The organism is Actinoplanes subglobosus (assembly GCF_042650585.1).
In the GTDB taxonomy this organism is placed as follows: domain Bacteria; phylum Actinomycetota; class Actinomycetes; order Mycobacteriales; family Micromonosporaceae; genus Actinoplanes; species Actinoplanes subglobosus.
On record NZ_JBHSBL010000021.1, the window covers coordinates 183689 to 198756 of the forward strand.

The following is a 15068-nucleotide window of genomic DNA, read 5'->3' on the forward strand; positions in this document are numbered from 1 at the left end:
CGCCGAACCGCCCGCACCCGCCATCCCCGCGCCCTCACCGCGCTCCATCGTCCCGCCGTTCCCGCGCCCTCGGCGTTCGGCGCTCCCGGCGCCCTCGCCATCCCGGCGCCCTCGCCATCCCGGCGCCCTCGGCGTCCCGCCCTCCCGCCCTCCCGCCCTCCCGGCGTCCCGGCGTCCCGCCCTCCCGGCGTCCCGGCCTCCCGCCCTCCTGGCGTCCCGGCGGCCTCGGCGTCCCGCCCTTTTGGCATCGCGGCGCCCTCGGCGTCCCGCCCTCCCGGCATCCCGCCCTCCCGGCGTCCCGGCCTCCCGCCCTCCCGGCGTCTCGGCGTCCCGCCCTCCCGGCGTCCCGGCGGCCCGGCGTCCCCAGAAGTGTGGGCATCTTCAGATGAGCCGGCTTCGGCGATGACGCCGCCGGTGCGGCGTTCACCGACGGCTACCGGTTAGCGGCCCATCCGACCGATCTTGCCCGGTTTACCACCGGAAACGGTGGTCCGCCGGTCAAGATCTGGCACGGAGCCGTGTGGGTCTCGTCGCCGGAGCACTCACAGTGACGAGAGCGCCGGCGCCGAACGGCGGGACGGGGTGCGGCTGCCCGAGGATTACCGGAATTTCCTGCGCCATGTCGACTCCGGCGTCCGCGGCACGGTCTCCGTGGAGGTCCTGACACGACACCGCCCTCGTCAACGGGAAATCCCGGCCCCGTATGTGCGGGGCCGGGATCGGATCGGCTGGATCAGTCGTCGTCGCCACCGCGGCCACGATCGCCGCCCTTGTCGTCGCCACCCTTGTCGTCACTGCCACGACCGCGGTCGTCGCCGCCCTTGTCGTCGCCGCCGCGGCCACGACCCCGGTCCTCGCTTCCCTTGTCGTCGCCGCCCTTGCGGGTGCCGCCCTTGTCATCGTTCTTGTGGGCACCACCCTTGTCGTCGTTCTTGCGGGCGCTGCTGTCGTCGCTGCTACGGCCCCGGCCACGGTCGTCGCCGGCCTTGTCGTCGCTACCGCGACCGCGGCCACGGTCGTCGCCGGCCTTGTCGTCACTGCCGCGGCCCCGCCCACGGTCGCCGTCGGTGCGGTGGCGGGTGATCTCGCCGGTGGCGGCATCGACGTCGATGTCGTGCTCGACGCCGCCGACGATCACGTCGACGTCCCAGACGAGCCGGCCGTGTTCGGTCTCGCGTTCGATCGACTCGACGCGGCCGCCGCCGGCCGCACGGACCGCGATCGCCTTGGCCTGCGCTGCGGTGACCGCCGCACCGCCGGTAGCAGAACTGCTCGACGCCGACGGGCTCGCCGAGTCGTCGGGGCCGGCCGACGGGCTGCCCGAGTCGTCGGGGCCGGCCGACGGGCTACCCGAGTCGTCGAAACCGGTGGAGTCGTCAAAGCTCGCGGACGGGCTGGGGTCGGCGGACGGGCTCTCGGAAGCCGTCACCCGCGGCCGGCTGTCGTCGGCACCGTTGTCGGCGAGCGCCGCACCGCCGAAGCCCAGCGCCGCCAGCAGACCGGCCGTCAGCATCACCGCGGCGACGTTCTTCTTGACCTTCATCGTTCTCCCCCTCGGGTCTTCCTTCCATCCGGTGTTCCGGACAGGGAGAACTTTCGCGGGAAGATCACTATGGGCGCGCTGTGTGAAAGTTAAGGCCGCGCTAACGCCGGCACGGCAGAGACCGGCTCAGGCGAAACGGCGACCGCCGACTCGGCTAGTGCGCTGACCAGTACGTTCACCGGGTCGCCCGGCCAGATCTTGACCGACTGGTCGCCGCTCGACTGTCGCACTTCCGTGAATCCGCCGCCTGGCCCGCCTCCGAATTCTGCGCCGGTGACGCCGGTCCCGAACTTCAAGCGCCGACGATGTTGCGACTCCACGCTGACCGGGAGTAACGCAAGACCATCGCCGCGACGGGACCCCACGACCGGCGATATGGCCGAGACCCGCACGGCCGAGGCCCGCACGGCTGGCGATAGCGCTACTGGCCGATTTCCGTCGGGCCGACGGCGGGACGGGAATCACCACCGGCGGGTCCGCCACCTGCAAGGCCGCCGCGGTCCGAGCCGTCGCGGCCGCCGCCGGCGGTTCGGGCCAGGCGGGTGAAGATCCAGGCGGCCGGTGCCAGCAACCCCGCGGACACCAGCAACGCCACCGGGATGGACGTCCGCCCAGCCAGCGCGCCCAGCGGCGGCCCGCCCACCACCTGCCCGAACGCGTCGAACTGGCTGTTGACGGACAGGACCGTGGCCCGCGACGACGAGTCGATCCCCCGGTTGAGCCAGGCGGATTCGAGTGGCCCGCTCAACGCCCGCGCCGCGTCGCGCGCCCACAGCGCCCCGACGGCCGCCCACAGTGTTCCGGCGAGCGCGAACCCGGCCATCCCCACGACCTGCACGACGGTCAGCACCGCAAGCAGCCGACCCGGCCGATCAGTTTCGGTCAGCCCGGCTCGCTCGACGCCGTAGTTGACCGCCAGGCCGATCAACTGTCCCACGATGGCGAGCCCGGCGAACCAGGCCGCCACCGACGGCGGCCGGAAACTCTCCATGAGATGCGCCGTCCACAGCCGGTCGAACGCCTCCCCGGACAACCCGGCAAGCAGGCTGACCAGCAGAAACGAGCGAATCAGCGGCCGCTGCCGGGCCTGCCGCACCCCGGCCGCGAAGGTGTCACGCATCAGGGTGAAGGTCAGCCGGTCCCCGGCGGCGGCCGGCGTGAAGTGCGGTTCCTTCATGATCACGACGAGGACGGCGGCGAGCACGAGATAGCCCCCGCCGGCGATCAGCATCGGCATCCGTAGATCGAGCGTCCCGACGGCCCCGGCCGCCACCGACCCCAGGATCATCGCGCCGATCCCGAACCGCCGGCCACGCAGGAAAACGTGCGTGAGCTGGTCTTCGCCCACCTCATCGGCGATCCACGCCTCGATCGCCCCGGACGTGAACGTGTATCCGATCCCCCACACGACCTGCGCCGCGAGGATCCAGCCGAACACCGGCAGCGCCCCCTGCAGAACCAGGGAAAGACCGATCAGAATCAGCCCTATCTGTACGGACAAAGTCCGCGACCGTGCATCTGCGAGGACCCCGGTCGGCACTTCCCCGAGCAGGCAGGTGATCTCCATGACGGTGCCGACGAGCACCAGCTCGACCGGTGTCAGATGCGCCACCCGCACGTGGAAGACGAGCAGCAACGTGAAAGCGAACGTGAAGAGGAACCCGGAGACCGCGCTCAGCAGGTAGTAGACCCGCCGCTGACTCAGCCGTTCTCGGGTCACGGCCGTCACTGTAGTGCCGCTATCCTCCCCGTACCCATGAATATCGTCTTCCCCCGCGTGTGCCGCGGTTTCCGGACGACCTGTCCGGCGGTGCGGGAGGCGCACCCGCTGAGCATCAACGCGACGTCGGTACGGCTGGACGATGTCAGCTACTACATCACTGGACAGATCGTCGTGAGGTGGCCATGAGACGAGCATCGGCTCTGCCCGCGTTGTTGCTGCTGACGGCGTGTGCGCCGCCGGGCACCGTGCCGGGGACGGGACGGTCGGTGCCCGTCGAGCCGGTGCCGTCGGTGTCCGTCGTGTCGTCGGCGGTGCCCGACATGGGACCCCGCTGTGTCGGCGGGCTCCTGGTCCGGGTCAGTGGGGAGGACGCCGCGTCGGGGCTGCGCGCCGTCGGCATCGAGTTGCACAACTGCGGCACGAAGCCGTACCAGATCAAGGGTTATCCCGAACTCGCCGTCCTCGGCGAGGACCGGGAGCCGCTCGACCTGCGTGTCCTGCACGGTGTCGGCGAGGTCACCGCCCTGCCGCCGTGGCAGGTCGAGCCGAAGGAGGAGACCGTCGAACCGGGCGGATCGGTCTCCGCCCTGCTGGTGTGGCGCAACCTGACGACCGACGCGGAGACGGTGGCGGTCGGTGAGTTCGTCCGGGTCGCCGCCGCCCCCGGGGCGCCCCGCCACCTGCTCGAACTCCACATCGACGCCGGGAACACGGGCAAGGTCGCGATCAGTCCGTGGGTCCGCCGGAGCTGACGGGCGAAGCGGGCCGCCGGGCTCTGAGGCGGGTCGCCAGGTGGTCGCGAGGCTGGCAGGATGGGCGGGTGGATCTTCGTGTCGAGCCCTGGCAGCGGCCCGCCCATCGACCGTCCGGCCGGGAGGCGGCGGTGTTCCTGGTCGTCTTCGCCCCCGGCGAGGTGCTGACCGGGCTCGATCTGGCGGGCACGGTCCCGTCGACGGCGCCGGTCGACGCGCTCGACGTGCGTCTGCACCGCCATGCGGACAGCCCCGAGTGGGTCGACGGGTTCCGCACCGGGCCGCTCCGCAGCCTGGCCGAGCGGGAGCTGCCCGACCTGCGGCTGCTGGACGCGGCGACCTGCTGCTACTCGATCCAGGTGCGGGTTCAGGACCCGGCCGACCTGACCCACCTCCAGCTGGCCTGGGCGGTCGCCGCGGCGGCGTGCCGGTCCGGGGCGACGGCGGTGCTCGACGTGTTCGCGCACGACTGGTCGTCGGCCGAGGCCATCGCCGGGCTGGACCCGCGACGGCCGTTCACCGTGCTACGCGAGATCAGCGTGGTCGCCGAAGCTGACGTCTCCCCCGGGTTCGGGCATGCGGTGCACACCCGGGGGATGACCAAGTTCGGTCACCCGGACCTGGTGATGGGGGTGCCGAAGGATCAGCTCGGCGAGGCCGCCGAGATCCTCAACCACCTGGCCCGGATGCTCGCCGAGGGGCACGTCCTCAACCCTGGTCAGCAGCTCCGCATCGACGATGCCAAGACCCTCGGGGTGGTGCCCTACGTCCCGGGCGGCCGCATTCCCGACGTCCGGCTGATCGGCGACGGCCTACTGATCACTCCCTGACCGCGCCTCGCTCACCTCGACCACAGGGTGACGTCGCTGCCGACCGCGACGGCGAGGGTTCTGCCGCTCGGGGAGGAGCCGGCCGCCCGCAACGGCATGTACCGGGCATGGAAGACGTGCCACCAGGTCTCCCCGTGGTCACCGGCCGGTAGAGGTGGTGAGGGTCGCATCCGGCCCGGCGGAGGCGGCCGGGCCGGGACGGTACGCCGGCGTCGCGGGGGAATCACGGGACGGGGTGGATCGGGTGGGGCGGTTCTAGCCCTACGAACGCTGGGGTTTGATCCACCGATGCAACAGGAACGCGGCCAGGAGACCGGAACCACCGACCGCGACGGCCGCCGTCGACAGTGTCGCGACCGCGGTGATGGCACCGATCAGCAGCGGTCCACCGCCCTGGCCGATGTCGGAGCACAGCCGCCACGCGCCGAGGAATTCGGCGCGCCCTGCGGACGGTGACGCGTCGGCGCCGAGGGTCATGACCAGGCCCGCGCTGAGGCCGTTGCCGACGCCCATCAGCACACCGACCGCGGCCAGCCCGAACACCCCGCCGGCGAACGGCAGGAGGGTGTGGGCCACGCCGAGGAGGGCCATCGCGGGGACGGCGGCGGCGCGGCGGCCGTGGCGGTCCATCAGTTTGCCGGCCGGATAGAACAGCAGCATGTCGATGCCGCCGGAGACGCCGTAGATCAGGCCGATGGTGGCCGGGGACAGGCCGAGGGAGACGCCCCACAGCGGGAGGATCGTCTGCCGGGAGGCCCGGAGGGCACCGACCAGCAGCACGGCGAAACCCAGGGTCCGGAGGGTGCGCTGATGGGTACGGATGATCGTCCAGAGGCGGGGGCGTTCGGCGCCGGGTGGCACGGCGCGGTCGTGCGGGACCGGCGGCAGGACGATCAGGACCACCGTGGCGAGGCTGACGCCGGCGATCGCCACCAGGTAGGCGCCGTCGAGGCCGGCCAGATGCATGGCTCCGGCGCCGAGGAACGGGCCGGTGAAGGTGCCGATCCGGCCGACGCCGCCGAGGGTGGACATCGCGCGGGCGCGGAGTTCGGGGCGGACCGCCTCGGTGAGGTAGGCGTGCCGGGACAGCGCCCACGCCGAACCGCAGATGCCGAGGAGCGCGACGGCGGCGCCCAGCAGCAGGACGTTGGGGGCGAACATGCAGGCCAGGAGCGCCGGTACGGCGAACGCGGACGCCGCGAGCATGGTGCGCCGCTCCCCGACCCGGGAGATCATCACGCCGGCCGGCAGGGAGCCGCTGATCTGGCCGAGCCCGAGCAGCCCGGCGACGACGGCCGCGACCGCGGGGTTGGCGCCGAGGCCGGTGGCGGTGAGGACGATGACGGGGGCGACCGCGCCGATGCCGGTGGAGAAGACCGCGGACGGCAGGTAGACGGTGGGGCCGAGCTGTCGCAGTGTCTGGCCCTGTGCGGCGGTCCCGGTCATCGGAGCAACGGTAGCGGTGCGGCCTGGCGGGGACCTCGCCAGGCCGCACCCAGGGGGTTAGTCCAGCTGACCGTCGTAGTCGGGCAGTTTGTAGGTGCGCTCCGCGTGCCCGCCGCCGAGGTCGGTGGCGCTGTTACCGACGTTGGCGACGATGGTGTAGCCGCGCTTCTCGATGTCGATGCGGGCCTTGGTCTTGAGGGTCTGGTTGTCGGAGAAGTCGAAGGTCGGCCGGGTGTAGATGTCGGTCCACTGGTATCCGACGACGCTCAGGTTGATCTCGGTGGCCGCTTCGATGATCTCCGGCCGCGCGGTGACGAAGAAGACCGCCGCCCCGTCGGCGCGGGCCTGCCGGGAGAGCGCGAGGACGCTGGGGGTGGCGTCGTACGGCTTGTACTTGCTCTGCAGCGCGGTGTTGTCGATGTCGAGGACGATCGCCGCGCGGATGCCACTGGCCGGGAGCCGGTCGTCGAGGTAGTCGGCGGCCTGGTCGGTGACGGCCTGGACGTCGGCGAGCCAGGTGGCGCGGGACGGCAGGGCCGCGGCGCTGGCCGGGGTGGCGGCCGCGCCGGTCAGCAGAGCGGCGGTGACGGTGGTCACCAGAATGCGGAGGGAGAGGGTTCGCATGCGCCACATTATCGATGATCATAGATGAACGGAAACTGAAATCCGTTTTGTCGCGGTGCGAAGATGACGTTCATGGAGAAGATTCCCACGTTGTTCCAGCGCGACCCGGAAGACCGTAAGCGCGTGCTGCCCGAGGCGAACCCCGCCTGTCAGTGGGTCCTCGACGGCGAGGGGATCGCCACCCGGAAATACGACGGAACCTGCGTCCTCCTCGACGACGACGGCGTCTGGTGGGCCCGCCGCGAGGTCCGGCCGGGCCGCACCCGCCCGCCCGGCTACCGGCCGGTCATGACCGACGAGAACACCGGCAAGACCGTCGGCTGGGAGCCGATCGAGCAGTCCAGCTACGCCCGATACCACGCCGAGGCGGTCGCCGGGTCGCCGCAGGCGCGCCCGTCCGGCACCTACGAGCTCATCGGGGAGAAGATCAACGGCAATCCCGAGGGGGTACGGGGACACATGCTCGTGGCACATGCTGAGGCGGAGCGCCTGGAAGTCCCTCGGGAACTGGCCGGACTCCGTGCATGGTTGCTCGCGCACCCGAAGCGGGAGGGCATCGTCTGGCACCACCCCGACGGCCGCCGGGCAAAGATCAAGTACCGCGACTTCGCGTGACCAGCGGCTCGCTCCGGACCACGGGTCAGCGCGCGGGCCGGCGCGTGGGTCGGCGCGCGGGCTTCAGCGGGATGGGCGGATGGCCAGGTAGGACAGCCAGCCGACGCCGACGATCAGGCCGAGGGTGATCAGCCGGTAGAGGACGACCACCGCGATCGCGATCTCGGTGCCGATACCCCCGGCCATCAGGCCGAGGATCAGGGCTCCGTCGATGATGCCGAGGCCGCCGGGAACGATGGTGATCGTCCCGGCGGCCATCCCGGTGCAGAAGGCGAGCAGCAACTGCCCCGCGCTGATCGTCCCGCCGCCGACGGCGATGCAGCACAGCCACAGGCAGGCCGCGTCGAGCAGCCAGTTGAGCAGGGCGAACGTGACGGCTGCGGCCCCGTGACCGGGAGTGAGCCGGGCGGCCCGCAGTTGTTCGAGGAAGCCCTGGATACGGTCCTGACCGTGGTCGGCGGGCCGGCGGCGCAGCCGGTTGACCAGGATCAGGACGGGCCGGGTGACGGCGGTCAGGCTGTCCGGGTGCCGGGTGAGCCGGCGGACGCCGATGGTGGCGAGCACGCCGGCGACGGCCAGGGCGGCGAAGGTGTGCCAGTCGGGCGTACCGCTCGCGGTGACGGTGCTGAACGCGGTGATGGCGGCGAGCGCGGCCGCGGACAGGATGCCGGACAGCGCGATGCACCAGGACGCGACGGCGGGTGAGGCCCCGAAGCGGCGCATCTGGCGGAAGTTCAGGGCGGTGGAGAACGCCGGCCCGCCGGGCAGGGTGACGCTGAGCGAGTGGGCGGCGTAGGCGAGTGCCATGTGCCGCAGCATCGACACCCGGACCCCGGCCGAGCGCAGCAGGTGGCGCTGCATCCGCGCGTAGGCCTGCATGGCGGCGGTCCCGGCGAGCAGCGCGGCGGCCAGCCAGCCCGGGTGCGGAGTGTGCAGGTGGGCGACGGCGCCGGCGAGCGAGCGCCACCCGAGGGCCAGTTCGGCGCCGAGGACGGCGGCGACGATCACCGCGACGGCCCAGGGCATCCGTCGTGGCGGCGCCTTCTCCACGAAGGTGGTCATGCGCGGTCCCGTACTTGGTAAACAGATGTTGACTTAAAAACCGTATCGGCGTACGGCATATCTGGTCAACGGACGTTTACGTCACATCAACACGCCGGATAAGCTGGCACAACAGAGTGGAAGGAGGGCCGTGGAAGCGACTTCACCGCGCCGGCGGGACGCCACCAAGACCCGGCAGTTGTTGCTGGAGGCGGCTCTGCAGCGGTTCACCAGGGACGGCTACGCCGCCACCACGGTGCGCGACATCGCCGACGACGCGGGTGTCAACGTGGCCCTCATCAGCCGCTACTTCAAGTCGAAGGAGGGGCTGTTCGAGGCCTGCCTGACCAGCAGCGTCGACGAGATCAGGCGCACCACCGGCGACACACCGCTGAGCCGCACCCCGGAGGCGATCGCCCGGCAGATCGCCGGCCCGTGCACCCAGGGCCTCCCCCACCATCTGGTCCTGCTGCTGCGCTCGTCCGGTGACGAGGCCGCCGACCGGATCCGGCTCGACCTGCTCAGCTCCTACGGCAGGCGACTGGCCGCGGCCGCCGGCTGGCCCGAGGACGACGAGACCATGCTGCTGCGGGCGCAGATCGTGCTCGCCGCCTCGGCCGGGATCGCGCTGTTGCGTACCAAATCGGGCCTGGAGCCGCTGGCCTCGGCCACCGCGGAGGACCTGGTCGCACCGTTGCGCGACCTGGTCGACGCCCTCCTCCGGAAACCGTGATCACGGCCGGGTGATCCACACGTCGTCGACCGCCCCGTGGAACTGGTCGTTGTCGCCGTGGGCGCTCTTGCCACCGACGTTGAGCGACATGGCGTTGTCGATGCGCAGCCCGGCCGGGATCGGCACGCCCGCCCGGGGCACCCCGTCGACCAGGATGCCGAGTGTGGCCGGACCGCGCCTGCAGGCGAGCCGGTGCCAGGCGCCGTCAGCCACCCCCACGTCGGCGATCACCAGGTGGATCCTCCGCGACCCAGCACCCACGAGCACGCAGCTGGGCCGTCCCGCGCTGCCGTCGATCTGCAGCTTGTACTGGCTGCCCTCGACCGCGTAACCCTTCTGCAGCACGTTCTGCCCGTCGGTGGTGTGCCGCGGCGACAGCCGCACCGTCGCACCGAAGCTGAACGGCGCCGTTCCCGGGTTGAGTTCGGGCCGGTTCAGCGCCCGCAGGATCAGCCGCGGACAGGGTTCCCGCGAACACGGCGACGGGAACCGGACGGCCTGGCCCGGACCGTGCGGCACCCACCGGACCCGGCCGTCGTTGCCGGTGAACGCGGTCAGATCGGCCCACGGCTCCGGCCCCTCGAACCCGTACCACGCGATCGTCTCCACCGGCGGCACACCGGGCGTCACCCAGACCGCCGACGACGAGCCACCCGGCCCGCGCGGGACCACGGCCCCGGGCACGACCAGCATCACGACGATGAACACGGCGAACACCAGCACCCGGCGGCAGAACCTCACACCGGGTCAAACGCCGGCGCCACCGCTGCGGTGTCGGGCTCCGGGGCTGACCAGGCCGGTGTCGTAGGCGACGATCGTGGCCTGCACCCGGTCGCGGACGCCGATCTTGCCGAGCAGCGCGTTGACATGCACCTTGACCGTGCCGGTGGTGATGCCGAGCGACTCACCGATCTCGGCGTTGGACAGGCCCCGGGCGATCGCGACCAGCACGTCCCGCTCCCGTGGGGTCAGCGCGTCGATGCGCGGGTCGGCCTCCGGCGCCGCGGACACCGCTCCGGACGCGAAGGCGTCGATCAGGCCGCGGGTCACCGCCGGGCTGAGCATGGCGTCACCGGCCGCGACGGTACGCACAGCGGCCACCAGGTCGGCCGGCTCGGCGTCCTTCAGCAGGAACCCGGACGCGCCGGCCCGCAGCGCCTGGAACACGTACGCGTCGTGGTGGAACGTGGTGAGCACCAGCACGCGCGGCGGGTTCGGCCCGCTGGTGAGCCGGGCCGTGGCGGTCAGGCCGTCGACACCCGGCATGCGGATGTCCATCAGGATCACGTCGGGGTGCAGCGTCCCGGCGAGCTCGACCGCGGCCGCGCCGTCACCGGCCTCGCCGACCACCTCGAGGTCCGGCTGCGAGCCGACGATGGCGGCCAGCCCGGCCCGCACCATCACCTGGTCGTCCACGACCATCACTCGGACCGTAATGGCGACACCTCCGGGGGAGTTCTTTCCGGGCGGCCGCCGAGGCCGTCCAGCAGCGAACGCATCGCGGTGAGGGCCCGCCGGGCCGCGCCCAGGACCTCGGTGAGATCGCCGCGCTCGGCCGCGCCCGGCACGTCGGCGGCGTGCCGCAGGACGTCCTCGTGCAGGCCCGCCGCGATCCGGTGGCGCTCCAGCAGGGCCTGGAACGCGGCCTGCTCCAGCTCGGTGGCCAGCCCGTCGGCCTCACGTTCACGCAGGCGGTCCCGGCGCCGCCGCCCGGCGAACCCGAAACCCCAGCAGGCCGCGGCCGGTACGGCGAACACGATCGCGATCAACGGCGTCATGACGGCGACGAACGCCACCCGCTCGGCCGTCCCGCCGAGGGCGAACTCCTTGTCGGAGTCGTCGACCGCCAGCAGCACGGCCATCACGAACGCCAGCGTCCCGGCGCTGACCGGAACGGCGAGCCAGGTCAGGCCGGGCCGGCTCCCCCGCGCCGCCACCGCGTGGACCGCCGCGAAATCGACGACACACCCGAACAGGAGCAGGTAGCCGAACTGGGCCGGCACCGGGCCGGGCACGACCAGCAGCGGCACGAGGAGACCGGTCACCACGACGGCCGCGAACGACCACCAGGCGTCCCTCCGGCGCCACAGCAACGGCACCGCATGCACGACCTGGGCCAGCAACATCACAGCGGCGGCGGTACGGGGCAGGCCCTCCTCGCCCACGGCCATGATGCTGGTCACCACCACCACCAGCAGAAAGACGAGGGCGGCCGAGGCCGCGGTCGGACCACGGAGCCAGGGGTACGCCGTCCGCACGCTCCCGCCGTCTCCCGGCAGCACGACCCGCACCCGCCAGCCCCCACCGTCGCGGGGCCCGGCGGTGCACTCCCCGCCGAGTGACTGGGCCCGCTCCCGCATCCCGCTGACGCCGCGCCCACCGCCCAGCCCGGTCACCTGCCCGGCCGCACCGTCGTCCTCGACCAGCAGCTCGGTCGTGGTGTAGCGGACCAGCACATGCGCGCCCGGCGCGTACCGCAGGGTGTTGGTGAGCGCCTCCCGCACGATCCCGTAGACCGCCGCGGCCCGGTCCGGCGGTGGATCGCCCTCCGGCAGGTCGACGGTGATCCGCTGGCCGAGCGCGCGGAAGCCGTCGGCGAGATCGCCCAGCGACGGGGTGTCGTCGCGCCCCGCCGTCACGGGCAGGATCGCGACCAGCCGGCGCAGCGCCTCCAGCGTCTCCCGCCCGGTCCGCGCCGCGAAGTCCAGCGCCTCCGCCCGCAGCTCGGGCCGCTGATCACCGAGCATCTCGGCGGCTGAGGAGTTGACGACGATCGACGTCAGGTGGTGTGCGGTGACGTCGTGCAGCTCCCGCGCGAGGCGGCGCCGCTCGGTGTCGGCGGCTCCGCGCCCGGCCAGTCGCGCGGCGTCCAGCCGGCGGGCCGCGTCGGCACGCTCGGCGTTGAAACGCCGTCGCCGCCGTCCGAACAGGAGGACCAGCCCGTAGAGGACGACCGCCGCGGAGAAGGCCTGCGCCTGGAAGGCCCAGTCCACACCGGGCTCACCGTCCTGCACGACCGAGGCCAGCAGCTGCTCGGCCATGGCGGTGGCGAAGACGGCCGGCAGGAACCGGCCCGGGGCGTGGACGGCGACACTGAACAGGGCGACCAGCGGCGTGATGGCGAGGAACAGCAGCGCGTCACCGGTCTCGATCCACTGGCTGTCGACGGGTGCGACGAGAACCGCGACCACGTTGCCCGCGAGCACCACGGCGAACACCGGGAGAGGCCGCTCCCGCCGCCGGCTCAGGGCCGCCCCGGCGAGCAGGCAGGCCGCGATCACGACGGTCGCTGCCAGCCAGCCGACGGGGTCGCCGGCGATCAGCGGCAGACCCGGCCAGAAGAGGAGCTGGCCCGCGACGAGCAGCCCCGGAAGCGTCCACCTGGCCATGGACCGGAACTCTAGCGAGAGGCGACCTCCGCCGGTCGCCTGACCCGCGGGTCGGCGTGACGGCCCATGACTTGGAATCGGGCATATCTTGTAACCTGCGTTGCGCAACCAGCCACACGCCATCGGCCTAGACTCAATCGGGCTGACCACATGAGGGGACTGAGGATGATGAGTGCCGGGGATTCGGCAAAGGTGCACGACGCCCGCGGCCCGGAAGCCTTCGCCCAGCTCAGGGAGCTGGAGCAGCAGTCCGAGCAGATCTTCCACAACCAGCTGACGCACCTGCCCGGCCTCCTCCAGCGCCCCGGCTACGCCGCCGGCCTCCTCGGCGGCATCACCGGCCTACCCGGCGGCGATGCCGGCCTGGCCGAGCGGGTGAGCCAGCGGGTGCATCGCGCGACCGCCTTCGAGGAGCGACTGCGGGGCACCGACCCGCCGCACCTGTGGGCCGCTGTCGACGAGGCCGCACTGCGCCGCAACGTCGGCGGGACAGCCGTGATGCGCGACCAGATCGCCCACCTGATCGCCCTCTCCGAGCTGGCGACCGTGCATCTGGCGATCGTCCCGTTCGGCTCGGGCAGCCATCCGGGACAGATCGGCACGTTCGAGGTGCACGAGGTCGCCGACGGGCAGAGCGCCCTGTTCTTCGAGGGCGCCGCCGGCGATGAGCTGGTCGTCTCCGACCAGGAGCGAGCCCGGTCCCACCGGGACCTGGTGAAAGGCCTGGTCGCGTCGTCGGTGACGGGGTCCGAGGCCAGACACCTGCTGGAGAAGATCAGCGACGAGCTGTGAGCCCGGGGTCAGCCGAGACCCTTGAGCTGCTCGACGAAGTCGCGGAAGGCGGCCACCGGAAAGGTCAGAACCGGTCCGGCCGGGTCTTTGGAATCACGGACGAAGACCGCGCCGTCGCGGTCCGCGATCTCCACACATGCCCCGCTGCTGCTTCGACGGCTTTTCCGCCACGTGAGTTGACCCGGGCCAGTCATGTGAACCTCCCGTAGATCAAGCACCCCGATGGAGCCGATCAACCACACAGAGTACCGGAAATCCAGAACCGTGGATGGCTTGCACAATCGGGCACTGACCGGCTCGTACGATAGGATTCGGCGGATGGAATTTCGCCACTTGCATCGCGCAGATTTCGAGGGAGCCGACCATGCCCGTGTCGGCTGAGCCTCCGGTGGAAGTGGGCCCCACGATCGCCCGGCATCTCGTCCGGCAGCGTCTGCGGGAGTTGCGCGAGTCCAGCGAGCTGTCCCCGGCCACTGTGGCCGAGCTGACCGGCTGGTCCTTGTCGAAACTCAATCGCATCGAGAGCGGCGACGTCACCGTCCAGCCTTTGGAGGTGCGGGCGCTCCTGCGCTTCTACGGCGTCGAGGACAAGAACGTGGTCGACACCCTGGCCCGTTTGTCGCAGGCCTCCCGGACCCGGCAGTGGTATAGCAGATATCGGCTGGCCGGCGACTTCCAGCGGTTCGTGGCGTTCGAGCACGAGGCCGCCGTGATCAACATCTGGCAGCTGCTGCTCGTCCCCGGCATGCTCCAGACCGAGGAGTACGCTGCGGCAGTCACCGCCCTGTCCATGCGCCGCAGTCCCGGCGACAAGGATGTGCTGGCGCTGGTCAAGCTACGGATGGACCGGCAGCGGGCGTTCCGGGAGCGGCTGGGCCAGCCGGGTTCGCCGCGCATCGTGGCAGTGATCGACGAATCGGTTCTCCATCGCCCCCTGGGCGGGCCGGATGTGTTGCGGCGCCAGCTCGATCACCTGCTCGCGCTGGCGGAGAAGGACGACACCTACACCCTCGGCGTGACCCCGCTGAGCCTGGCGCACCACTCGGGAATCGGCGGCACCTTCGAGTTGCTGCAGTTCGCCGGGTCGGATCACGGCGACGTGCTGTTCGTGGAGACCGCGGCCGGCACGGACGCTCTGACCACTGAGGAAGAGCAGACCGGCCTGTTCAAGACGATCTTCCAGGACCTGTTGAGATATGGGCTGACCGGCCAGGACGCGCTCGACATGATCCGCGCGAGGCGTGCCGCCCTGCCGGGCGCCTGAGGCCGTGGAGGCCGGCAGCCGCCGCGAAACAGCCCCGGCGAGGACCGACCTCGACGAAATCCGATCGGCCGGGAGCCCCGGTCCTCTGCCCGGTCGCGCAACGGGCCGCCGGGCGATCAGCCGCCGGGCCGAGTCGTCTGCCGGCCCGGCGTGGAGGTCAGGGACGGGGATCGCGGTTGGCCTCGACAGCGCGGATGACCGCCCGCCGGACCCGTTGGAACTCCCTGCTGTTCCGGGAGCGGTAGAGGACGACGCGGCGTTTTCCGCTGGTCGCCTCCAGGGTCGCCCAGCGGGAGCCGCGCCGCTCGCCGAGGAT

16 protein-coding genes are annotated in these 15068 nt (G+C 71.8%); 6 read left to right on the forward strand and 10 right to left on the reverse strand.

Annotation, left to right across the window (positions count from 1 at the left end; genetic code table 11):
- Window positions 1-733 precede the first annotated feature (733 nt).
- A complete protein-coding gene (locus ACFO0C_RS32805) occupies window positions 734-1543 on the reverse strand; it encodes a PepSY domain-containing protein (protein WP_378070622.1) in 810 nt (269 codons plus the stop codon).
- Window positions 1544-1964: 421 nt separating this feature from the next.
- Window positions 1965-3263 (reverse strand): MFS transporter, encoded by a 1299-nt coding sequence (locus ACFO0C_RS32810; protein WP_378070623.1) that lies wholly within the window; start codon window positions 3261-3263, stop codon window positions 1965-1967.
- A 185-nt stretch (window positions 3264-3448) separates the two neighbouring features.
- On the opposite strand from ACFO0C_RS32810, the gene ACFO0C_RS32815 reads away from it, so the two are divergent.
- Together ACFO0C_RS32815 and ACFO0C_RS32820 are read left to right on the forward strand one after the other, a co-directional pair.
- A complete protein-coding gene (locus tag ACFO0C_RS32815; RefSeq protein WP_378070624.1) occupies window positions 3449-4018 on the forward strand; it encodes a DUF4232 domain-containing protein in 570 nt (189 codons plus the stop codon).
- A 68-nt stretch (window positions 4019-4086) separates the two neighbouring features.
- On the forward strand, window positions 4087-4848 hold the full coding sequence (locus ACFO0C_RS32820; protein WP_378070625.1) for a hypothetical protein: 762 nt from the start codon (window positions 4087-4089) through the stop codon (window positions 4846-4848).
- Window positions 4849-5109: 261 nt separating this feature from the next.
- On the opposite strand, the gene ACFO0C_RS32825 is transcribed toward ACFO0C_RS32820, so the two are convergent.
- Window positions 5110-6294: an MFS transporter gene (locus ACFO0C_RS32825; RefSeq protein ID WP_378070626.1), complete on the reverse strand. Its 1185-nt coding sequence runs from the start codon at window positions 6292-6294 to the stop codon at window positions 5110-5112.
- A 57-nt stretch (window positions 6295-6351) separates the two neighbouring features.
- Entirely contained in the window at window positions 6352-6918 is a 567-nt protein-coding gene (locus ACFO0C_RS32830) for an HAD family acid phosphatase (protein ID WP_378070627.1), read from the reverse strand.
- A 72-nt stretch (window positions 6919-6990) separates the two neighbouring features.
- Between ACFO0C_RS32830 and ACFO0C_RS32835 the strand changes: the two genes are divergently transcribed.
- Window positions 6991-7533, forward strand: coding sequence for a hypothetical protein (locus tag ACFO0C_RS32835; protein ID WP_378070628.1), 543 nt, complete (start codon window positions 6991-6993; stop codon window positions 7531-7533).
- A gap of 63 nt (window positions 7534-7596) precedes the next feature.
- On the opposite strand, the gene ACFO0C_RS32840 is transcribed toward ACFO0C_RS32835, so the two are convergent.
- Window positions 7597-8595, reverse strand: coding sequence for a lysylphosphatidylglycerol synthase transmembrane domain-containing protein (locus ACFO0C_RS32840; RefSeq protein ID WP_378070629.1), 999 nt, complete (start codon window positions 8593-8595; stop codon window positions 7597-7599).
- A gap of 130 nt (window positions 8596-8725) precedes the next feature.
- On the opposite strand from ACFO0C_RS32840, the gene ACFO0C_RS32845 reads away from it, so the two are divergent.
- Entirely contained in the window at window positions 8726-9307 is a 582-nt protein-coding gene (locus ACFO0C_RS32845; protein ID WP_378070630.1) for a TetR/AcrR family transcriptional regulator, read from the forward strand.
- Here the strand turns inward: ACFO0C_RS32845 and ACFO0C_RS32850 are convergent, their stop codons facing one another.
- The 3 genes from ACFO0C_RS32850 to ACFO0C_RS32860 are packed head-to-tail and all read right to left on the reverse strand — an operon-like array spanning window position 9308 to window position 12696.
- A complete protein-coding gene (locus tag ACFO0C_RS32850; RefSeq protein ID WP_378070631.1) occupies window positions 9308-10030 on the reverse strand; it encodes a LamG-like jellyroll fold domain-containing protein in 723 nt (240 codons plus the stop codon).
- Between the two features lie 24 nt (window positions 10031-10054).
- The gene (locus ACFO0C_RS32855; RefSeq protein ID WP_378070632.1) at window positions 10055-10729 is read right to left on the reverse strand and encodes a response regulator; all 675 of its coding nucleotides are present in this window, start codon (window positions 10727-10729) and stop codon (window positions 10055-10057) included.
- The gene (locus ACFO0C_RS32860) at window positions 10729-12696 is read right to left on the reverse strand and encodes a histidine kinase (RefSeq protein WP_378070633.1); all 1968 of its coding nucleotides are present in this window, start codon (window positions 12694-12696) and stop codon (window positions 10729-10731) included. Before ACFO0C_RS32860 ends, ACFO0C_RS32855 begins: the two co-directional genes overlap by 1 nt.
- A 150-nt stretch (window positions 12697-12846) precedes the next feature.
- Here ACFO0C_RS32860 and ACFO0C_RS32865 point away from each other — a divergent pair, with 150 nt between their 5' ends.
- Complete coding sequence (locus ACFO0C_RS32865; protein WP_378070634.1) at window positions 12847-13488, forward strand: DUF5753 domain-containing protein; 642 nt, start codon at window positions 12847-12849, stop codon at window positions 13486-13488.
- 8 nt (window positions 13489-13496) lie between these two features.
- Here ACFO0C_RS32865 and ACFO0C_RS32870 read toward each other — a convergent pair whose 3' ends face one another.
- Window positions 13497-13682, reverse strand: a complete 186-nt coding sequence (locus ACFO0C_RS32870) for a DUF397 domain-containing protein (RefSeq protein WP_378070768.1) — start codon at window positions 13680-13682, stop codon at window positions 13497-13499.
- A gap of 170 nt (window positions 13683-13852) precedes the next feature.
- Here ACFO0C_RS32870 and ACFO0C_RS32875 point away from each other — a divergent pair, with 170 nt between their 5' ends.
- Complete coding sequence (locus ACFO0C_RS32875; protein WP_378070635.1) at window positions 13853-14752, forward strand: helix-turn-helix domain-containing protein; 900 nt, start codon at window positions 13853-13855, stop codon at window positions 14750-14752.
- 157 nt (window positions 14753-14909) lie between these two features.
- Here the strand turns inward: ACFO0C_RS32875 and ACFO0C_RS32880 are convergent, their stop codons facing one another.
- Window positions 14910-15068 carry a hypothetical protein gene (locus ACFO0C_RS32880; protein WP_378070769.1) on the reverse strand — a complete coding sequence of 53 codons (159 nt, stop codon included), beginning with the start codon at window positions 15066-15068 and terminating at the stop codon, window positions 14910-14912.